The following is a 20,926-nucleotide window of genomic DNA, read 5'->3' as shown; positions in this document are numbered from 1 at the left end:
CATCGTGATGACTCCGTTCGAGGATTCTGTGGAAGGTTGACTCGAAGGATCACGCGGTGGCCGCGTCCTCGTCAGAGACGATCACTGCGGCCACCGCGCTACACCACTATGCGGGACTCAACTGCGCAGCGGGGATGAGCCGTCATCGCGTACCAGCCACGACGAGACGTCGGTGGTGCTCCCCGCGCAGCGGGGATGAGCCCAAGCGCTACCGGAAGGTCGAACTTGCCCGCTGGTGCTCCCCGCGCAGCGGGGATGAGCCGACGCAGAGCATGAGGATCAAGCATGCGAGGCCGTGCTCCCCGCGCAGCGGGGATGAGCCGGAGGAGACCCCATGACCGAGCCCACCGCCCCTGTGCTCCCCGCGCAGCGGGGATGAGCCCCACCCCCTCAGCCGCAGCCTTGAGGAATGCCGTGCTCCCCGCGCAGCGGGGATGAGCCGCCGTACATGTTGGCGATCGCCTGCTCCGTGTCGTGCTCCCCGCGCAGCGGGGATGAGCCCGTCTTGCCCTGGTATGCGATGCGATCGCCCACGTGCTCCCCGCGCAGCGGGGATGAGCCTCGTGCCCGTCGGCAGGTCAGCAGGCCACGTCAGTGCTCCCCGCGCAGCGGGGATGAGCCTCAGCTCCTCACGGATGCCGCCTGGTACGACGCGTGCTCCCCGCGCAGCGGGGATGAGCCCACCAACGACAACGGGAGCGCGAACGGGAACGGGTGCTCCCCGCGCAGCGGGGATGAGCCTACGACGGGTTGCGTCCCGGCGGGCATGAGCTCGTGCTCCCCGCGCAGCGGGGATGAGCCGATCGTGACGTCGGCGGCGATGCCGCTGTGGCAGTGCTCCCCGCGCAGCGGGGATGAGCCGGAGTCGAGCTCGCCGACCATGAGTGTGGTCGCGTGCTCCCCGCGCAGCGGGGATGAGCCCATGCGGGCGTTGCGCGGCCCGGCGGTCTCGGCGTGCTCCCCGCGCAGCGGGGATGAGCCCGATCGTCGTGGTCATGGTGCTCCTTCCTGGCCGGTGCTCCCCGCGCAGCGGGGATGAGCCCGCACCCGCGAAGCGCCTCCGCATCGGCTACGGGTGCTCCCCGCGCAGCGGGGATGAGCCCCCGGCGAGCGGCACAAGCGCGTTCTCGTAGAGGTGCTCCCCGCGCAGCGGGGATGAGCCCAGCTCGGCGGGGTCATGCGGCTCGATCTTCTTGTGCTCCCCGCGCAGCGGGGATGAGCCACCTCGGCATCCGAGGCCCCCGCGGCGTCCCCCGGTGCTCCCCGCGTAGCGGGGATTAACCGATGAAGGTCGAGTCGCCAGCGGCGGCACCGGCGTGCTCGTCGCACAACGCAACTCCGCCTGACTCCTCGGCTGCTCAAAACCGGCCTCGTCTGAGCCCCCGTGACCCACCGCACCCAAAACCCCCGTTCCTGAAGTACGTTTAAGCATGCGCAGGCGCCGCGCGGGGGGTCCGGCGCGCATCGCCTTCTCCCCGCACCCGGTCCGCCGCTCGCCTCACCCGATCCGCCGCAAAGGAATCCCTGCCATGTCCCAGCCTCCCCAGCCGCCTCAGTACCCCGGTGCCGGTACGCCCGGGCCCTCCGATCCGAGCGGCGCGCCGCAGTCGCCCTACAGCTCCGCCTCGCAGTCGTCCTTCGGCTCCGCCCCGCAGTCGCCGTACGGCTCGGGTTCCACCCCGGCGGCTCCTGCCCCGAAGAAGCGCTGGCCGCTGTTCGCTGCTCTCGGCGGCTGCGGCTGCCTGCTGCTGATCGGCATCCTCGTCGCCGTGATCGGGCTCGGCGGACTCCTGGGCGGCTCGGACAGCGACCCCACCCCCTCGGCCGAGCCGGTCACCACCAGTGAGGCGCCGTCGAGCGAGGCTCCTTCCGATCCCGCGACGTCGGACGCATCCTCGAGCGCTCCCGCGAGCAGCGATCCCGCCGCCTCCGGCACCGTCACCGCCGCTGATCAGCAGTCGGCGAAGGAGTCGACCGTCGGCTACCTGCACGCCCTGCTGGATCAGGATCCCGAGAAGGCCTGCACCTTCGTGCTCGACCCCGCGAGCAACGCCGGTCCCCTGGACTCGAGCAGCGCCTTCTGGTCGACCTGCGTGGACGCGATGAAGGAGTCCATCACCGATGTCCCCGCTGATGCGGGCTCGATCCGCTCGGCCATCACCCCCGACATCTTCGATGCGACGGAGCGTCCCGACGGCAAGCTCGACGTCTCCTCCCCCGATTTCGACGCCACCACGGTGTTCATCCTGACCAAGGCCGGCAACGGCTCCTGGTACATCGACAGCATCGCGATGGCTTCCGAGGGCTGATCCGCCCTCCCCATGAACGGGGCGGAGGAGCACGGTTCGCCGTGATTCCTCCGCCCCGTCCCCGTACTGTGGAGGGCATGACGTCGACTCCCAGCCCCCGCGCCCTTCTCGAGCAGCTCATCGCCCTGGACACCACCTCGGACTCCGGGAACCTCCCCGCCGTCGAGCTGCTCCAGCCCCTCCTCGAGGAGGCGGGCGCGCAGGTGCACGTGCTCCCCCGCGGTGATGGGAAGAACGCGAACCTCGTCGCCGTCTTCCCCGCGAATGCCGGCGACTCCGCGGCCGCCCCCGCGCACGATCTCTCCGCCGCAGGCCCGGGTCTGTTCACCGATCCCGAGGATCCCTCCCGCCGCGGCGTGCTGCTCGCCGGGCATCTGGACTGCGTGCCCGTCACCGGGCAGGAGTGGACCACCGATCCGTTCACGCCGACGGAGCGGGATGGCCGCCTCTACGGCCGCGGCACCGCCGACATGAAGTCCTACCTCGCGATCGCGACGGCGCTCGCCCCCGAGATCGCCGCCGCGAAGCGCACGCAACCCGTGGTCATCGCCGCGACCTGGGAGGAGGAGACCACCTGCAACGGCGCCCGCGATCTCGTCGGCCAGCTCGAGGAGCTGGGCATCCGCCCGGCGGTCGCCTTCGTCGGCGAGCCGACGTCGATGCGCGCGGTCCCCGCCCACAAGTCGATGAACGTGCTGCACGTGGACTTCCGCGGCATCGCCGCCCACTCGAGCCTCCTGCCCCGGGGGCTGAACACGATCCGCTACGCCGCGGAGTTCACCGAGTGGTTCCACACCGAGATCATCGACGGCTTCCGCGCCGACGGCCCCTTCGATGAGGCCTACCCCGTCGCCTGGTCCACGGGCGGCGTGAACCGCCTGGACGGCGGCATCGCCGTGAACACCGTGCCCATGAGCACGCACCTCGAGCTCGAGTTCCGCGCCCTCCCCCAGGTCGAGGTGCAGCCCATCGTGGACCGCATCGCATCGAAGGTCGAGGAGATCGACGCCGCGATGAAGGCCGCCGTTCCCGAGGATCCGGCAGACACCACCGCCGCGAAGAACGTCGGCGCGACCCTCGAGGTCGTCTCTCTGCTGTACGGCCTGGATGGGGAGGCCGACGGCCACGCCGCTCGCGCCGCGCAGCTGCTGGGCGCGGACCGCTCGGAGGAGAAGGTCACCTACGGCACCGAGTCCGGGATCTACGAGCACGCGGGCATGGCGGCCGTCGTCGTCGGCCCCGGCGACATCGGCCAGGCCCACGGGGCCGACGAGTTCGTCGCGCTCGAGCAGCTCGAGCGCTGCGAGGACTTCCTGCGCAACGTGATCGGGGCCGTCTCGGCCTGATCCGCCTCCGGCGGGCGTGGCCACCCACGCCCGCCCCGCCCCCATCAGGCGTATCCTGCCCAAAACCTCGAGGGCCGAGGAGGCGCGCGCGCTCCCAGCCCGCCCCTCCCCGCCCCCGGAGCCGTCATGACCTTCCCCGCCTGGTCCGTCATCCCCTTCGCGCTGATGCTCGCTGCCATCGCCATCGCGCCGCTCGTGCCGGCCCTCTCCCACTACTGGGAGAAGCCCCGCAACCAGCTGCTCTACGCGCTGCTGCTCGGCGTGCCGGTCGCGATCGGGGTGCTCCTCGCAGGGCGCAGCGACCTGCTGGTGCACGCGCTGGTGGAGTACGGGCAGTTCATCGCGCTGCTGTTCGCGCTGTTCGTGGTCTCCGGCGGGATCTTCCTGCGCGGCGACATCGCCGCGACTCCGCGCACGAATACGCTCTTCCTCGCCGTGGGCGGGCTGCTGGCGAGCTTCATCGGCACCACGGGCGCGGCGATGCTGCTGATCCGGCCGCTGCTGAACACGAACGCCGAGCGGCGCCACAAGGCGCACACGGTCGTCTTCGCGATCTTCATCGTCGCGAACTGCGGCGGTCTGCTGACACCGCTCGGCGACCCGCCGCTGTTCCTCGGGATGCTGCGCGGCGTCCCCTTCTTCTGGACGATGAACCTGTTCCCGATGTGGCTGTTCGTCAACGCCCTACTCCTGGTCATCTACTGGGCGCTCGACCGCCGGATCATCGCGCACGAGTCCCCGGAGGACGTCCTCACCGACCGCACGAACGTGACCCCGCTGCGCCTGGTGGGCGCGAGCAACCTGATCTGGTTCGCCGTCATCATCTTCGCCGTCGCGAAGCTGCCCTCGATCGACGCCCACGCGCTCACCTCCGGCCACGCGCACGCCCAAGACCTGATCCCCTGGCGCGAGATCGTGATGGTCGGCGCGGCGCTGGCCTCGCTGCTGCTCGGCGACAAGCAGGTCCGCTACGGCGACAACTCCTTCGAGTTCGGCCCGATCAAGGAGGTCGCCGCGCTGTTCATCGGCATCTTCCTCACGATGATCCCCGCGCTCGCGGTGCTGCGGAACCTCGCCCCCTCGCTGCCGCTGAACGAGATCACCCTGTTCGTCTTCACCGGCGGCCTCTCCTCGGTGCTCGACAACGCCCCCACGTACGCGACGTTCTTCGAGATGGCCACGCAGCTGAACAGCGGCCCGCGCGTCGCCGACGTGCCCGAGCTCTACCTCGTGGCGATCTCGCTGGGCGCCGTGCTGTGCGGGGCGATCACCTACATCGGCAACGGCCCGAACTTCATGGTGAAGTCGGTGGCCGAATCCCAGGGCGTGGAGATGCCGAGCTTCGGCGGCTACGTGCAGCGTGCCTTCATGTACCTGGTGCCGACGATCGCCGCGATGGTGCTCGTGTTCATCGCGCAGCCCGCCTGGGCGAACATCCTGGGCTGGGCGCTCGCGGCGCTGATCCTCGGACGCTCCCTGTGGATCGCCCTGCGCCACCCCGGCCCCATCGGCTCCAAGCTCGACCCCGACGTCGCCCGCACCCGCCCGGCCGGGGCGATCGAGAAGGTCTGAGGGCCTTCCCCGCACACGACAACGCCGCCGCACCCCTTCCGGGGCGAGGCGGCGTTCTCAGCTCAGCAGGCTCTGATCAGGCCTTGGCCCGCTTGCCGGTCGCCTTGGCGACGGCCTCGCCGACGGCGGCGACAGCCTCCTTGGCGGTCTCCTTCGCCGCCTCAGCGGCCTCGGCGGCCTTCTCGCCTGCGGTCTCCGGGAGCGAGATCGGCGTGGCCTCCAGCTTCCAGACCTCGTCCGCGTAGTCGCGGATCGTGCGGTCCGAGGAGAAGCGGCCGGACTCGGCGATGTTCACCCAGGCCTTCTTCTGCCAGGACTTCTGGTCGGCGTAGTCCAGCGCCATCTGGTCCTTCGTCTCGCGGTACGCGGCGAAGTCGCCGAGCACGTAGTAGACGTCGGCCGGCTCATGGCTGGCGTTCAGCAGGGACCAGCGCAGGTCGTGGAACCAGCCGGAGCCGTTGTCGTCCAGGGTGCCGTCGGTGAGGGCGTCGAGCACGCGCTTGAGGCCGGGAACGGTCTCGTAGACGTGCACGGGGCTGTACGTCGCGCGCAGCGCGGGCAGCTCGTCCTCGGTGGCGCCGAAGATGTAGGCGTTCTCCTCGCCCACTGAGTCCAGGATCTCGACGTTCGCGCCGTCCAGGGTGCCCAGCGTCAGCGCGCCGTTCATCATGAACTTCATGTTCGAGGTGCCCGAGGCCTCCTTGCCGGCGGTCGAGATCTGCTCGGAGACGTCGGCCGCGGGGATGATGTGCTCCGCGGGCGAGACGTTGTAGTTGTGCACGAAGACGACCTTGATGCGGCCGTCGATGTCCTCGTCGTTGTTCACCAGCTCGCCGATCGTGTTGATCAGCTTGATGATGCCCTTCGCGCGGTAGTAGCCGGGGGCTGCCTTCGCACCGAAGATGAAGACGCGCTTCGGAACCTCGAGGGCGGGATCGTCCTTGAGGCGGAAGTACAGGTCCAGCACGTACAGCGCGTTCAGCAGCTGGCGCTTGTACTCGTGCAGGCGCTTGATCTGCACGTCGAAGATCGCCTCGGGGTCGATCTCGACGCCCTCGCGCTCGAGGATCCAGGCGGCGAAGTCCTGCTTGTTCGCGGTCTTGATCTCGGCGAGCTTCTCGAGCACGCGGTCGTCGGCCTTGTCGGCGTAGTCGGAGAGCACCGAGAGGTCGGTGACCCAGGCGTCGGAGCCGGTGACCTCGTCGAGCAGGTCCGACAGGCGCGGGTTGCACTGCTTGAGCCAGCGACGCGGGGTCACGCCGTTGGTCTTGTTGTTGAACTTCTCGGGCCAGATCGCGTGCCACTCGCCGAGGGTCTCGCGCTTGATGATCTCGGTGTGCAGGGCCGCGACGCCGTTGATCGAGTACGCGGCGTAGCAGGCGATCCACGCCATGCGCACCGTGTTGCCGGAGACCGGCGCCATGTACTCGATGGTGCCCTGGTCGAGGCCGCGCTCGGCCATGTCCAGGCGGAAGCGGCGGTCGATCTCGCGCACGATCTCGGCGATGCGCGGGAAGAGCCGATCGAAGATCGTCATCTCCCACTTCTCGAGCGCCTCGGAGAGCACCGTGTGGTTCGTGTACGCGAACGTTTTCGAGACGACGGTCCAGGCCTCCTCCCAGCCCAGTCCGTGCTGGTCCATCAGCAGGCGCATGAGCTCGGGGATCGCGAGCACCGGGTGGGTGTCGTTCAGCTGCACCGCGTTGAACTCGGCGAAGCCGGTGAGGTCGCCCCCGTGCTTCGCGACGTACGTGTCCACGATCGCCTGCAGCGAGGCGGAGACGAAGAAGTACTGCTGGCGCACGCGCAGCACCTTGCCCTCGAACGTGGTGTCGTTCGGGTAGAGCACGCGCGAGATGTCCATGACGCGCTCGCGCTCGGTGATCGCATCGGTGAAGCGCTGCGAGTTGAACGCGTCGTAGTCGAACTCCTCGATCGGCTCGGCCTTCCACAGGCGCAGCGTGTTCACGTTCTGCGTGCCGTAGCCGGTGATCGGCATGTCGTAGGGCACCGCCCGCACGTCCATGTCGGCGAACGTGACCCGGCGCTGCTCCTGCTCGCGGCGGATGATGAAGGGGTAGCCCTCCTCCATCCAGGAATCGGGGTGCTCGGTCTGGAAGCCATTGTCGAACAGCTGCTTGAACAGGCCGTAGCGGTAGAGGATGCCGTAACCGGCGACCGGGAGGTCCAGCGTCGCGCAGGAGTCCAGGAAGCAGGCGGCCAGGCGGCCGAGGCCGCCGTTGCCGAGGGCCGCGTCGGGCTCCTGCTCGAGCACGGTGGAGAGGTCCTGGCCGAAGGCGTTCAGGGCGCCCTTGGCCTCGTCGACCAGGCCGAGGTTCGAGAGGTTGTTCAGCAGCGCGCGGCCCATCAGGAACTCGGCGGAGAAGTAGTGCTCCATCCGGCCTGCGGTGTAGGCCTGCTGCGTGCGCTCCCAGCGTCCGGCGACGCGCTCGACGACGGCCAAGGACAGTCCCTGCCAGACCTCGTAGGGAGTGGACAGCTTCGCAGGGCGGCCGGAGGTGGCGCGCACTGCGGGGGCAACGGTCTGGGTCAGATCCAGGGGCATGATGTTCCTCTGTTCGCGGGTCGTACGACGCGCGCGGGAGGGCCAGGACGGCCGGTGCCCGCGCCTGAGGCGAGCCTATCCGGCATCCCGGCCTCAGCGCGTCCAGAATGCCCGCTGTTTCCGCCTCCGTCGCCGGCAGGGCGAAGATCACGCTTCCCAGCAGGGCCGACGGCCCCCGTCGGCCCCCCTGCGTACAGTGGTGAGACCCGCCACGCCCCGACGGCCAGGAGGCCCCCCGTGACTCGAACGCCCGAACCGCACCCCGACGGCGAGACCTCCGGCTGGTCGACCGCTCCGGGCTGGTCCGAGGTCCACATCGAGGACACAGGCCCCAGCGCCCACCGCGAGCACACCCGCCTCGAGCGCCTCGTCACGAAGGAGACCACGAGCGGACTGATCCTCGTGGCCGCCGCCGCCCTCGCTCTCGTCTTCGCGAACTCCCCGCTCGCGGGTGCCTACTTCGGGGTGCGCGACACCTACCTCGGGTTCGATCTCGGCTCGCTCCACCTGCGCATGAGCATCGGCCACTGGGCGGCCGACGGCCTGCTCGCGATCTTCTTCTTCATCGTCGGCCTCGAGCTCAAGCAGGAGATCACCCAGGGCGCCCTGCGCGATCCCCGCAAGGCCCTCGTGCCGGTCGTCGCAGCTGCGGGCGGCGTCGCCGTGCCCGCCCTGATCTACGCCCTGGTGAACCTCGCCGGCCCCGCCGGGGCGCTGGGCGGCTGGGCGATCCCCGCCGCGACCGACATCGCCTTCGCGGTAGCGCTGCTGGGCCTGTTCGCCCCGAAGCTGCCGGTCGCGGTGCGCACCTTCCTGCTCACCCTCGCGATCGTCGACGACCTCATCGCGATCCTCATCATCGCGATCTTCTACGCGACCGACCTCCGCCTCGGCTACCTCGCGCTCGCCCTGATCCCGATCGCCCTCTACGCGCTCGTCGCCCGCCGCGCGGAGCGCCTGATGAAGCGCCGCGCCTGGGCCGCGTGGCTCGTGCTGCTGCCGCTCGGCGCGATCACCTGGGCGCTGTTCTACAACTCGGGCGTGCACGCCACGATCGCGGGCGTGGTGCTCGCGTTCCTCGTGCCGACGGTCTCGCGCACCGATGCCGGCCACCCCGATCCCCTGGCCGAGCAGTTCGTGCACCGCTTCGGCCCGATCTCCTCCGGCATCGCGGTGCCTGTGTTCGCGTTCTTCAGCGCAGGAGTGGCCGTGGGCGGGATCAGCGGACTGCTCGAGGCGTGGCAGTCGACCGTCGCGCTCGGCGTGATCATCGGCCTCGTGCTCGGAAAGATCCTCGGCATCCTCGGCGCGACGTTCCTGGTCACCCGCATCCCGGGCGTCGGCCTGGATCCCTCGCTGAAGTGGGCCGACATGCTGGGGATGTCGGCCCTCGCGGGCATCGGCTTCACCGTCTCCCTGCTCATCGCCGAGCTCAGCTTCGCCACCGGCGACCCGATGCAGGACTGGGCGAAGGTCGGCGTGCTGACCGCCTCCGTGCTCGCCGCGATCGCCGGCGCCGCGCTGCTCGCCCCGCGGAACCGCCGCTACGCGCGGCTCGAGCGGGAGGGCGCCTCGCGCTAGGGGCTCGAGCGAGGGCCCGCGAACTAGGCTGGACGCACCGCGCCGGCACCGCGCCGTCGGCGCCCCACCGTTGCACTGCCGCACCCGCCGCACCCCGCCGCCAGGAGGCTCCCGTGCCCGCTCAGGCCATCGTCGCCCCGCCCGCCCGCACCGCCCTGTTCATGACGCTGACGGTCGCTCCCGGCGCGGAAGCGGTCCTTATCTGGAGTCGTAAGGCCCGCAGCATGACGTGATCTTCGGTTATGTGTCACGGACGGTGTCTACGACGAGTGTGTCGGTGAAGAGTTCATCTTCGCGGGGGTGGACGCCGGTTACATACGTGTTAGCGTGTATGTATGAAGCGATCGGCCGAGGACGCGGCGAAGACCCGTGTGGCGCTGCTGGAGGCGGCGTTGATGTCCTTCGAAGAGAAGGGGTGGCGAGGAGCCACGTTCGAGCGCGTCGCTGAACGTGCCGGCGTCACGCGCGGCGCTGTGCACCATCACTTCCGAAGTAAGTCCGAGCTGCTGACCGAAGCCCTGGAATGGGGCTGGTCAGAGTACGGGAACCGGCTGTTCGCCCAAGAGGCCGCGCTGTCCACTGCCGAGCACCGGCTGAACGCCCTTCTGCGTGATTTCGTGACGCTGCTGCGCAGCGATGAGCGCTTCCGTGCGCTGGCCTCCACCACAGTCCTGGTCGCTCCGCAAGCGCTCGATGACAGCAGCCGCAAGCACGAGGCACTGGACGAGTGGCGCGATCAGATCGCCGTCTCCCTCCGTGGCCACGCCGCATTGCCGGTGCCGCCGGAGACAGTCGCAGGCCTGGTGCTGGTGCTCATTCAAGGGTTCACCTTGGCCGCGGTGACCCGACCCAATGACCTTCCGCAACCCGAACACCTCGACGCCGCGATCGCGGCGCTGGTCAAGGGACTGCTCTCCTAGAAAGTCGTACGCACATGACTACGCGCAACTCTGCCTCGCTCGCGCGAGGTACCACTCCTACCCGGGCACTGATCGTTGGGTCAGCAGCGGTGTTCACCGACATGCTCGTCCACGGCCTTGCCGTGCCCGTCCTGCCGCTGCTGCCCGCGGTGGTCGAAGCCGGGCCGGCAGCCACCGGAGTGCTGTTCTCCTCCTACGCGGTGGCAATGATCATCGCCACCTTGTTCGCCGGGCGCATCGTCGACCAGCACGGACCCAAGACCCCGCTGCTGATCGGTCTGGTTGGTCTGGCCGCGGCGACACTGCTGTTCGCCACGGGCGGCCCGTATTGGCTGCTGCTGGTGGCCCGGATCGCCCAAGGCATCGCCGGAGGCATGTCCTGGGTGGCGGCGCTGTCACTGATCGCTGCGACCACCAGCTTCGACAAGCGAGGACAGGCCATGGGTATCGCCATCTCCTCACTCACTCTGGGCGTGTTGCTGGGGCCGCCTCTGGCGGGCTTCCTCGTCGAGCGCTTCGGTACCGCAGCCCCGTTCCTCTTCGCCGCTGGCATCGCCCTGCTCGACGGGGTGCTGCGCATCGTCCTGGTCAAGGGCTCGCCCCGGGTCACCGACGACATCGGTGGGCCCCTTGCTGTACTGCGCGTCCCGGGGTCGCTCTCGATCGTGATCGCTGTCGCGGTCGGTGCCGCTGTTCTCTCCGGCGTCGAGCCGGTGTTACCTGTGCATCTGGGAGCAAGCTCGTTGACGATCGGATTGCTCTTCGCTCTGGCGGCCCTGGCAGCGATCATCGCCAACCCCATCGTGGGGCGTTACGTGAGCACCGCGTCGCCTCGGCTCCTTATCGGTGCCGGTGTCATCGCCGTCGCCGCTGCCCTCATCGTGATCGGGTTCGCAGGCGTGCTATGGCAGACCAGCATCGGCATGATCCTGCTCGGAGTCTCCTCGGCTCTGCTGCTGGCACCGGCGACGACCATGATCGGCGAACAAGGCTTCCGCTCCGCGCCGCCAACTCTGGGCGGGTCCTACTCGCTGTACAACCTGGCCTACGCCGCAGGCCTTGCCGGCGGGCCGTTGCTCACGGGCTTTGGTGTCCAGCAGGTGGGTTTCACCACCGCGATGATCATCGCCGCCATCGTCCTGGCCCTGCTCGGCGCGGCATCTCTGATCCGACTGCCCGCTACCGCACCGGCTAACCGCCAGGAGGGGATGGATGCCTGAGCACGCAAGCCGAATCGATCACGTGCAGGCCGGTCCTATCCGAGCTGAGGAATGATCCGATGCTCGTCCAGCGTGTGCTCTCCTCGGTCGATGCCGTGGAGTCGTGGACTGTGCTGGGCGATGACGGTGCCCCTGTGGCTCCGATCGAGCGCTATCTGGCGTACTTGACCCAGATCGAGCGGTCGCCGAACACGGTCAAGGCCTACGCCCACGATCTGAAGGACTGGTTCGTGTTCCTCGGCGTCCAAGGCCTGAACTGGCGTGAGGTGCGGCTGGAGAACGTCGCCGAGTTCGTCGCCTGGCTGCGCCGACCGCCGCAGCTGCGCGACGGGACGATCCCGGTCCTGCCGTCGGTGGAGCATCACTGCACTGAGTCCACGGTCAACCGGAAACTCTCCGCGCTCAGCGCGTTCTATCAGCACGCCGTGCGCCACGGTGTCGACCTCGGGGAGCTGCTGGGGACGTGGCATCCGGCCGGAGGCCATGGCGCAGGCTGGAAGCCGTTCTTGCACCACATCAGCAAGGGCAAACCGCAGCCGCGGCGCGCCATCGTGCTGAGCGCGCAGCGCAAGCTCCCGCGCGTGCTCACCGCCACCGAGGTGCAGACGATCCTCGATGCCTGTGACCATCTGCGCGACCGGTTTCTCTTCGCGGTGCTCTTCGACGCCGGGATGCGGATCGGAGAGGCGCTGGGGCTGCGGCATGAGGACATCTCCGCTGCCGAGTCCCAGGTCACGGTCCGCCCACGGTTCAATGACAACGGTGCCCGAACCAAGTCACGCAGCCCGCGGACGGTGCCGGTCAGCGCGGAGCTGGTCCGGCTCTACGCCGACTACCTTCACCTGGAGTACGGCGACCTGGAATCCGACTACGTCTTCGTCAACCTCTGGGGCCGACCCCACGGTCACCCGCTGACCTACGCGGCCGTCTACGACCTGGTCAAGCGTCTGCGGCGGCGCAGCGGGATCGACTTCGACCCGCACTGGTACCGCCACACCGCTGCGACGCGGATGCTGCGCGACGGTGTGCCGATCGAGGTGGTCTCCAAGCTCCTCGGCCACGCCGACATCACCACCACCGCCACTGTCTACGGGCACCTGAGCGCCGAGGACGCCCGCAAGGTCCTGGAGGAAGCGGGTTGGTTCACCGGCCGAGAGGTGCGACTGTGAGTGCGCCGAGCCCGCTGGTGCCCGAACAACCGTCGAGGACGGGGCGCGAGCGGCGCCGGACACCCGGTCAGGCCGGCGGCTGGGACGCTGAGTACGGCAAGGACGTCTGGCGGCTGCGTGAACTCGGCATCAAGGACAGACGGCTGGCCCGGATCACCTTCGAGGACATCCCGCAGCCCTGGCTCAAAGCCTTGGCCAAACGCTGGGCCCGCTGGCGCCTGGCCACGGGCCTCGGGCCTCGGGGTGGTCAGCGTCTCCTCGGGCACGCGGGCGATCGCGCACTTCGGGCAGTTCCTCGCGGACGTGGCACCCTCCGTCCAGGGGCTGGCAGACCTGGACAGGGAGGTGTTGGAGCGCTACCTCGCGCACCTGCACGCCCGGTTCTCGGGCACCGTGAAGCACCGTATGCTGATCGGCCAGCTGAACCTGTTCTTCACCACCATCCGGCAGCACGGCTGGGACGATTCCCTGCCTTCGACGGTGATGTTCTTCAGCGAGGACTTCCCCAAGGAGGCCATCCGGCAACCGCGCGCGCTGAGCGAAACCGTGATGGCTCAGTTGGAGAACCCGGACAACCTCGCCAAGTGGAACAACGCCGTCTACGAGCTGATCACGCTGATCCTGATGGGCTGCGGGCTGCGCATCACCGACACCGTCCGTCTGCCGACCGACTGCATCGTCTACGACGGCGAGGGAGCTCCCTACCTGCGCTACCTCAACCATAAGATGAAACGCGAGGCCCTCGTACCCATCGACGCCGACCTCGCCGATGCCATCGCTGCGCAGCGTCGCCGTGTGCACGAGCGGTGGCCGGGTGGGGAGCCGGTGCTCTTCCCGCGAGTCACGGACAACGACGACGGCCGCGAGTCGGTCGGTGACGGGGTCTACCGCAAGGCCCTGCACCGTTGGCTCAAGCGCTGCGACGTCCGTGACGAGCACGGCCAACCCGTTCGCGTCGTCCCGCACAGCTTCCGCCACACCCTGGGCACGAGACTGATCAACCGAGACGTCCCCCAAGAAGTGGTCCGACGGATTCTCGACCACGACTCCCACGTCATGACCGCCCACTACGCCCGCCTCAGTGACACCACGATCCGTCGGCACTGGGAAGCCGCACGGAAGGTCAACATCAAGGGCGAGACCGTCACCCTCGACCCGGACGGACCCTTGGCCGAGGCGGCCTGGGCCAAGCAGCGCGTCGGACGGGCCACCCAGGCCCTGCCCAACGGCTTCTGCGGACTGCCGGTCCAGCAGTCCTGCCCGCACGCGAACGCGTGCCTGAGCTGCCCAATGTTCATCACCACCTCCGAGTTCCTGCCCGAGCACCGCCAGCATCGTCAACAGGTCGTGCAGATCATCACTGCTGCCGAAGCCCGCGGTCAGCAGCGGTTGATCGAGATGAATCAGCAGGTCCTGGGAAACCTCGATCAGATCATCACCTCGTTGGAGGACGACCAAGACGGCGAGGCAAGTACCTGATGCATGCCGATAACAGCCATCACCTGATCGCCGCCGCCCAGCGGCGTCACGAGACCACGCGCGCCAAAGCCACCCAGGCTCTTCGCGACCTCGACCGCGAGGGCGGTCCGGTTACCTTTCAGATCATCGCCCAGAAGGCGCAGGTCTCGCGGTCCTGGCTCTACACCCAGCCCGACATCTGCGCCGAAATCCGACAGCTCCGCAGCCTCCAGCAGGGCACGGCCGGCGCACCGCTGCCCGCGTCCCAACGCTCCACCGACGTCTCCCTGCTACGCCGCCTGGAAGTCGCCAACGCGCGCGTCCGCGACCTCACCACCGAGAACCAGCGACTCCGGAAACAACTGGAACACGCCCTCGGACGACTACGGACATCGACCACGGCACGGTGACTGGGGCCAAGCCCCTTGATGAACGGCCGAAGATAACTACGTCCACAAGGAAGACCTCCGATCCGCTGAGCCTCGTGCTGGACGTCATGGCCACTTCTGACCGGACTCCAGATAACGGCCGTGCGCGGCGTGCTCTCCGGCCTCGACGACCTCGCGAAGTCGGTCTCCTTCCGGGCCCCCGGCGCGGATCTGCTGGTCGTCGCCGGGATCGGCGCGCAGCTGTGGGACCGGATGATGCCCAGCGCACCCCGCCCCCGTGGCCTGAGGGACTTCCCGGGCGCGCGCGGCACCGTGCACTCCGCCCCGGCCACGCCCGGCGACATCCTGCTGCACCTGCGCGCCGCGCAGCCCGACCAGTGCTTCGAGCTGGTGCGGATCCTCATGGACCAGCTCGGCGACCGCGTCGAGGTGGCCGACGAGGTCCACGCCTTCAAGTACTGGGACAACCGCGACCTGCTCGGCTTCGTCGACGGCACCGCGAACCCGCAGGACGACGACGCCCGCCGCGCCGTCCTCATCACCGCCGTGCAGGACCCGCACTACGCGGGATCGAGCTACGTGGTCGTCCAGAAGTACCTCCACGATCTCGCCGCCTGGGAGGCGCTGAGCGTCGAGGAGCAGGAGCGGATCATCGGCCGCCGCAAGCTCGATGACGTCGAGATCCCCGACGAGAAGAAGGCGCCGAACTCGCACGTCTCGCTGAACACCGTCACCGACGAGCACGGCGCCGAGCAGGACATCCTGCGCGACAACATGCCCTTCGGCCGGTTCGGCGAGAAGGAGTTCGGCACCTACTCCATCGGCTACGCGAAGGATCCCGCGGTGATCCTGACGATGCTGGACCGCATGTACCACGGGCACGAGGGCAGCGGATACGACCGCATCCTCGACTTCTCCCGCGCCGTCACGGGCGGGCTGTACTTCGTGCCCTCGCGCGAGCTCCTCGCGGGGCTCGAGGAGCTGGCGAGCGCATCGGAGCCTCGCGCATGACGCTGTGGTCCGCCGCCCTCGCCGCCTTCGCGGCACTGATCCCGATCGCCAACCCGATCGGGGGCCTGGCCGCCTTCACCGCGCTCAGCGGCGGGATGTCCCCTCAGCAGGCGAAGTCGCAGGCCGTGAAGACGGCGATCAACGTCTTCGCGATCCTCGCGCTCAGCGCTGTGCTGGGCACCTTCGTGCTGCACTTCCTCGGGCTCTCCATCCCCGTGCTGCAGATCGCCGGCGGCCTGGTCGTCGGCCACTCCGGGTTCCAGATGCTCACGGCGACCCCCAAGCTCAGCGCAGACGAACAGGGCCATGCAGCGGCGAAGACCGACATCTCCTTCACGCCGATGGCGCTGCCGCTCATCGCAGGCCCGGGAGCGATGGCGGCGATGATCGCCCTGCAATCCCGGGCGCCTCACCTCCTGCCGACGATCGGCGTCGTCGCCGGAATCGCCGTGTTCAGCGCCCTCCTGGGCGTGCTGCTGCGCTGGGGACCGCCGCTGGTCGAGAAGATGGGGCCCTCCGGCATAGGTGCCCTCACCCGCGTGATGGGCTTCTTCATCCTCGCCATCGGCGTCGAGCTCATCGTCACCGGCGCGAAGGCCGCAGGGTTCTGATCAGCGCTGCGGCTTCACGCACACCACGGGGCAGGGCGCCTCCATGATGACGCGCTGGCTCGTGGAGCCCAGCAGCATCTTCCCGATCGGGGTGCGCTTGCGGATGCCGAGCACCACCAGGTCGATGTCCTCGTTCTCCACGGTGTCGAGGATGTCGTCGGCCGGATCATCGCGCCGCGGCACGGTGCGCAGCTCGATCTCCAGACCGCTCTCCTCCAGGCGGTCCTCGAGCGGCCGTCCGCCTGCGACGGCGGCGCCCTTGGCGGGGTCCAGGGCCGCCTCGGAGGCGAGCACGAGCAGGGAGGCGTCCTTCGCCTCCGCCTCGGCGAGCGCGTACTCGAGGGCCGCCTCGGCGGTGGCGCTGGGGACGTAGGCGAGCAGGATCTTCATCGGTTCTCCTCGGAGCGGGGGTGTGACGGGGACGGAACGCAGCGGTCGCTCACTCGCGGCCGATGGAATCCTGGTCGTGGAAGCGGGTGCGGCGGCCCTTGATGGCGGCGTTGTAGAGGAACGTGATCACGTAGAGCGCGAGGCCCACGCCCAGCAGGCCCGCGGCGATCGCGTAGTTCTCCTTCGGCTGGGCGAGCGGGGTGACCAGCAGCGCCGCCGTGATCGCGCCGATGACGGCGAGCACGGTCGGGGTGCGGAAGTGGCCTTCCTGGCCCTTGTCCTTGCGCAGCACCAGCACGGCCACGTTCACCAGCGCGAACACCGACAGCAGCAGCAGGGCGGTGGTGCCGCCGAGCGCCGAGATGACGTCCTTCGGCAGCGCGGTGCGCACGATGATGACCAGTGCGAAGGCGAGCAGCGTGGAGAACAGGATGCCGGCGAGCGGCGTCTGCCGGCTGCGCAGCACGCCGCCGAGGAACCCGGGCAGCACGCCCTGCTTGGCCATGCCGTACAGCAGTCGCGAGGCCATCATCATGTTGATGAGGACGGTGTTGGCGACCGCGAACACGGAGATGATCGCGAAGACCGTGTCGATCGGGAAGTTCGGCGCGCCGTGCTCCACGACGGACAGCAGCGGGGTGCTCGCCTCCTTCAGCTCGCCGATCGGCACCACGGCGACCGCGGTGATCGAGACCAGCACGTAGACGATGCCCGTGATCGACAGGCCGCCCAGCAGCATCTTCGGGAAGTTCTTGACCGGGTCGACGGTCTCCTCGGCCATGTTCACCGAGTCCTCGAAGCCGACCATCGAGAAGAACGCGAGGGCGGTCGCGCCGATGATCGCCATGAACATCGACTTGTCCTCCGGGGTCTCGAAGATCATCACGCGCGAGAAGTCCGCGTCGCCGCGGCCGATCGCGAGGAAGCCGATCACGAGCACGAGGGCGAGGCCGGAGAGCTCGATGAGGGTCAGGCCCACGTTCAGCTTCACCGACTCCGAGACGCCCCACATGTTCACGCAGGCCACGAGGCTGATGAAGGCGAGGGCGATGATCGTGGAGGTCAGCTTCATGCTGCCCTCCGCCATCGACTCGTCGAGGTTGAAGATCTTCAGCACGTTCTCCGCGAGGAAGATCGCGGAGTTCGACGCGGAGGTGATGCCCGAGGACAGCACCGCGAAGGTGACCATGAAGGTCAGGAAGTGGATGCCGAACGCCTTGTGGATGTACAGCGCGGCGCCCGCGGCCTGCGGATACTTCGTGACCATCTCGACGTAGCTGAACGCGGTGACCATCGCGACCGCGAACGCCAGGATGATCGGCAGCCAGCCGGCGCCGCCCACGAGACCGGCGACCTTGCCGGTGAGCGCGTAGACGCCGGTGCCGAGGATGTCGCCGACGATGAACAGGAGCAGCAGCTTCGGCGTAATGGCCTGCTTGAGCTCGCTGCCGTGGCCGCCGGAGCCGTCGGCCCCGCCGATCGGGCCGTCGGTGCGGAGGTGGCCGTCGGCAGCGCCGTCGGTCTGGGCGGCGAATCCGCCGGGGGTGCTGGACATGGGGACTCCTGCGGGATGAGGAGGGCCGCGCCCGGGGGCTGGTCGCGGTCGGCCCGGAGCGGGCCTGGGGCTGCGTGACGCTGCGGTGCGCCGTCGCAGGGGTGGGAAGGACAGTATCAGGCGGCCGCGCGGGCCGGGCGCCGCCACCGTCGCGGCCGGGGCACGAGCGATCCGAGGAGCGGCGGCAGGAAGAGGATGCTCACGCTGATGACCCCCAAGAGAGGGTTGTCCGGGTCGAGGTCCGGGGCGAGCACTGCCATGAGGACCATCACCGTGACCGCGACCCCGATCGCGACCGGAAGCCACAGGATCCCCTGCCGCAGGACGAGCGGCAGCACGATCAGCCCTAGCAGCCCCGCGAACAGGCCCCACACCATCCCCGAATGCTCCACGTCCGTCAGCCCGAACATGTTCACCAACCGCTGGGCGGGCTGCTCGACCAGCGCCCGCACGATCCGGACGCCGGCCATCGGCCCGGCGACCGGCAGCGCCCAGGCGACGACGAGGACCGCCATCCGCACCAGTCGCTGCCGGAGGGTCATGCCCTCAGCTCCCGCGCCCGGTCGCCGCGCGGGCGATGTCGGCGGCGGCGGTACGCACGGCCTCGGCGCAGGCGGCGACGCGCTCCTCGCTGAGGCGCCCCTCCTCCCACGTCAGCCCGACGGCTGCGATCGGCCAGTCGGCGTGGTCGAGCACCGGGGCGGCGACCGAGCGGAAGCCCGGGGTCACGTCCCCCTCCTCGCGGGCGAAGCCCTCGCGGCGGGTCTGCTCGATGACGGCCCGCAGCTGCGCCGGATTGGAGGGGGCCGTGCCCCCGCGGCGCTGCACGAAGTCGGCGGGCGTCGCGTACAGGCTGCACAGCTGCGAGCTCGGCAGGGCCGACAGGATCGCGCGGCCCGTCGCGGTGACGTGCGCGGGCAGGCGCACGCCCTGGTCGGTCACGAGCGACGCCCGACCGCGGGCGCGCTCCTCGACGATGTAGAGCACATCGCGGCCGTGGAGCACCACGAGGTGCCCGGACTCGCCGATCGCGTCGACCATCCGCTCGAGCACCACGCGGCCCACGCGCGCGAGCGGCGCGTGGCGCATGTAGCCGATGGCGACCTCGTAGGCCGCATGGCCCAGCGAGTACTGGCGCTCCGCCGGCAGATGGAGCGCATAGCCGTGGGCGACGAGCGTGCCCAGGAGGTCGTAGGTCGTCGAGCGGGGCAGGTCGAGGTCGGCCGCCACGCGCGCAGCCGCGACCGGACCGCGCTGCGAGGCCAGGTAGGTGAGAACGCGCAGAGTGGCATCGGCCGCGGGCGCCTTGGGGGGACGGGAGGTGCGCTCTTCATCGAGCGACTGCATCTCAGTTGCCATGGTGTGACAAGGATGCCACTGCCCGCCCCGTGCGCGCGCCCGCCGCGCCCCTAGACTCGAACGTGCTCGCCCGCCCGAGCGTGCGCTGCGCACCGCGCCGACGCCGCCCAGGGCCCGCGAGTCCCGCATGCACCCCGCCGATCCCCCGTGCCCCGCGCCGCCGGATCGCGTGCGCCGCCGAGTGCCGCGCCCGGGGTCCCTTGCGGGCTCACCTGCGGAAAGCTTCCCGTGCCCTCTTCCTCCACCGGCATCCTGGCGCAGTACGGCGCCCTCCTGAACATCACCACCCCGGGCGCCCTCGCCCTCGCCCTCGGCGCCCGCGCCCCCTACGCGATGATCCCCCTCGGCGTGCTCACAGGCGTGACCGCTTCCACAGGATCCATCGCCTCCGGCGGCGCGGCGACCGGCGTGGTCTCCATCGCCGGAGCCGTCGGCGGACCCCTCATCGGGCGCTGGGCCGACTCCGCCGGGCAGCGCCGCGTGCTCCTGACCATCGCGCCGCTGAACCTCCTCGCGATGGCCGCGATGCTGCTCGCGCTCGCGCAGTCCTGGAACGGGCCGCTGCTGTGGGCCGTGTGCCTGTGGCTCGGCGCGAGCACCGTGCCGGTGGGCTCCTTCACCCGCGCCCGCTGGATCGAGCGGACCGACGATCCCCGCACGCTCTCCACGGCCTTCTCCTACGAGTCCACGGTCGACGAGATCACCTTCGTGCTGGGCCCTGCGCTCGTCGGCATCGCCGCGTCGGCCGCCTTCCCGTCGGCCCCGATGATGCTCGCGGCCGCCCTCGTCCTCCTCGCGGGGATCCCCTTCGCGCTGACCGCCCCGCGGGCGCTCGGCGCCACGGCGACGCAGTCCGCCGGGCCCGCCCCGCGCATCGGCCGGGTCATCCTCGCGATCCTGCCGGCGCTCATCACGATGATCTGCATCGGGACCGTCTTCGGCTCCCTCCAGACCGGCACCACCGAGCGCGCCGCCGAGCTCGGATCCCCCGGTCTCGCCGGGCTGATCTACGCCGTCGGCGGCATCGGCTCCGCCGTCACGGCGCTGCTCGCGGTGCTGATCCCCGAGCGGGTCGCCCTCGCCGCGCGCGTGCTGCTCGGCGGGCTCGGCATCGGCGCGGGCGCCCTCGCCGTCGCCCTCGCCCTCGCCGTGCAGGGATCGCTCCCCGCGACTGCGGCGATCCTGCTGGTCATCGGCCTGTTCATCGGGCCGACGATGGTCACCGCCTTCACTCTCGCCGAGCGCCGCACCCAGCGCGGCGGCACCGCCGTGGCGATGACCACGATGGGCTCGGCCGTCACCGTCGGCGTCTCCATCGGCGCGACCGCGGGCGGCTACCTGGCGGGCTCCTCCGGCTCCGCCGCCGCATACCTCGTCGCCATGGGGGCCGCCGTCGTCATCGCGCTGACCGGCGGACTCCTCCTCGCCCGCGGACGGAGCGTGCGTACCCTCTGAGGGTCCCTCCCCGCG

The 20,926-nt window shown here is 69.8% G+C and carries 17 protein-coding genes and 1 CRISPR repeat array; of the genes, 12 read left to right on the top strand and 5 right to left on the bottom strand.

The features are described from left to right. Positions 1 to 175: 175 nt before the first annotated feature. Positions 176 to 1,283: direct repeats of the CRISPR family, unit length 27 nt; unit sequence GTGCTCCCCGCGCAGCGGGGATGAGCC. Between the two features lie 246 nt (positions 1,284 to 1,529). From Bequi_RS13295 to Bequi_RS13285, 3 genes are all read left to right on the top strand, one after another. Beyond that, entirely contained in the window at positions 1,530 to 2,309 is a 780-nt protein-coding gene (locus Bequi_RS13295; protein ID WP_249738420.1) for a hypothetical protein, read from the top strand. A gap of 77 nt (positions 2,310 to 2,386) precedes the next feature. Further along, positions 2,387 to 3,655 (top strand): M20/M25/M40 family metallo-hydrolase, encoded by a 1,269-nt coding sequence (locus Bequi_RS13290; protein ID WP_249738419.1) that lies wholly within the window; start codon positions 2,387 to 2,389, stop codon positions 3,653 to 3,655. A 126-nt stretch (positions 3,656 to 3,781) separates the two neighbouring features. Further along, the gene (locus Bequi_RS13285; protein WP_249738418.1) at positions 3,782 to 5,227 is read left to right on the top strand and encodes a sodium:proton antiporter; all 1,446 of its coding nucleotides are present in this window, start codon (positions 3,782 to 3,784) and stop codon (positions 5,225 to 5,227) included. A 76-nt stretch (positions 5,228 to 5,303) separates the two neighbouring features. Here Bequi_RS13285 and Bequi_RS13280 read toward each other — a convergent pair whose 3' ends face one another. Continuing rightward, the gene (locus Bequi_RS13280; RefSeq protein WP_430623126.1) at positions 5,304 to 7,793 is read right to left on the bottom strand and encodes a glycogen/starch/alpha-glucan phosphorylase; all 2,490 of its coding nucleotides are present in this window, start codon (positions 7,791 to 7,793) and stop codon (positions 5,304 to 5,306) included. Positions 7,794 to 8,030: 237 nt separating this feature from the next. Here Bequi_RS13280 and nhaA point away from each other — a divergent pair, with 237 nt between their 5' ends. The 8 genes from nhaA (at position 8,031) to Bequi_RS13240 (ending at position 16,152) form a co-directional block, all read left to right on the top strand. Continuing rightward, positions 8,031 to 9,374 (top strand): Na+/H+ antiporter NhaA, encoded by a 1,344-nt coding sequence (gene nhaA, locus Bequi_RS13275; protein WP_249738417.1) that lies wholly within the window; start codon positions 8,031 to 8,033, stop codon positions 9,372 to 9,374. A 335-nt stretch (positions 9,375 to 9,709) separates the two neighbouring features. Continuing rightward, positions 9,710 to 10,294: a TetR/AcrR family transcriptional regulator gene (locus Bequi_RS13270; protein ID WP_249738416.1), complete on the top strand. Its 585-nt coding sequence runs from the start codon at positions 9,710 to 9,712 to the stop codon at positions 10,292 to 10,294. A gap of 89 nt (positions 10,295 to 10,383) precedes the next feature. Then, positions 10,384 to 11,514 (top strand): MFS transporter, encoded by a 1,131-nt coding sequence (locus Bequi_RS13265; protein ID WP_249738415.1) that lies wholly within the window; start codon positions 10,384 to 10,386, stop codon positions 11,512 to 11,514. Between the two features lie 59 nt (positions 11,515 to 11,573). Continuing rightward, on the top strand, positions 11,574 to 12,683 hold the full coding sequence (locus tag Bequi_RS13260) for a site-specific integrase (RefSeq protein WP_249738414.1): 1,110 nt from the start codon (positions 11,574 to 11,576) through the stop codon (positions 12,681 to 12,683). Between the two features lie 243 nt (positions 12,684 to 12,926). Then, positions 12,927 to 14,162, top strand: coding sequence for a tyrosine-type recombinase/integrase (locus Bequi_RS13255; protein ID WP_249738413.1), 1,236 nt, complete (start codon positions 12,927 to 12,929; stop codon positions 14,160 to 14,162). Next, complete coding sequence (locus Bequi_RS13250; RefSeq protein ID WP_249738412.1) at positions 14,162 to 14,551, top strand: DUF6262 family protein; 390 nt, start codon at positions 14,162 to 14,164, stop codon at positions 14,549 to 14,551. The genes Bequi_RS13255 and Bequi_RS13250 overlap by 1 nt, the downstream gene beginning before the upstream one ends. A 120-nt stretch (positions 14,552 to 14,671) precedes the next feature. Next, the gene (locus Bequi_RS13245; protein WP_249738411.1) at positions 14,672 to 15,541 is read left to right on the top strand and encodes a Dyp-type peroxidase; all 870 of its coding nucleotides are present in this window, start codon (positions 14,672 to 14,674) and stop codon (positions 15,539 to 15,541) included. Then, positions 15,538 to 16,152 (top strand): MarC family protein, encoded by a 615-nt coding sequence (locus Bequi_RS13240; RefSeq protein ID WP_249738410.1) that lies wholly within the window; start codon positions 15,538 to 15,540, stop codon positions 16,150 to 16,152. Before Bequi_RS13245 ends, Bequi_RS13240 begins: the two co-directional genes overlap by 4 nt. Here the strand turns inward: Bequi_RS13240 and Bequi_RS13235 are convergent, their stop codons facing one another. The 4 genes from Bequi_RS13235 to Bequi_RS13220 form a co-directional block, all read right to left on the bottom strand. Continuing rightward, positions 16,153 to 16,542, bottom strand: a complete 390-nt coding sequence (locus Bequi_RS13235; RefSeq protein WP_249738409.1) for a universal stress protein — start codon at positions 16,540 to 16,542, stop codon at positions 16,153 to 16,155. 49 nt (positions 16,543 to 16,591) lie between these two features. Then, complete coding sequence (locus Bequi_RS13230) at positions 16,592 to 18,097, bottom strand: APC family permease (protein ID WP_249738408.1); 1,506 nt, start codon at positions 18,095 to 18,097, stop codon at positions 16,592 to 16,594. 116 nt (positions 18,098 to 18,213) lie between these two features. Beyond that, positions 18,214 to 18,639: a hypothetical protein gene (locus Bequi_RS13225; RefSeq protein WP_249738407.1), complete on the bottom strand. Its 426-nt coding sequence runs from the start codon at positions 18,637 to 18,639 to the stop codon at positions 18,214 to 18,216. A 4-nt stretch (positions 18,640 to 18,643) separates the two neighbouring features. Further along, positions 18,644 to 19,456, bottom strand: coding sequence for an IclR family transcriptional regulator (locus Bequi_RS13220; RefSeq protein ID WP_249738406.1), 813 nt, complete (start codon positions 19,454 to 19,456; stop codon positions 18,644 to 18,646). Between the two features lie 228 nt (positions 19,457 to 19,684). Between Bequi_RS13220 and Bequi_RS13215 the strand changes: the two genes are divergently transcribed. After that, positions 19,685 to 20,911 (top strand): MFS transporter, encoded by a 1,227-nt coding sequence (locus Bequi_RS13215; RefSeq protein WP_249738405.1) that lies wholly within the window; start codon positions 19,685 to 19,687, stop codon positions 20,909 to 20,911. The last annotated feature ends 15 nt before the right edge of the window (positions 20,912 to 20,926 follow it).

Origin of the sequence: Brachybacterium equifaecis (genome assembly GCF_023509525.1) — a bacterium.
Lineage (GTDB): Bacteria > Actinomycetota > Actinomycetes > Actinomycetales > Dermabacteraceae > Brachybacterium > Brachybacterium equifaecis.
Note: the sequence above shows the minus strand (reverse complement) of the source record. Positions and strands in the feature narration are given on the sequence as shown.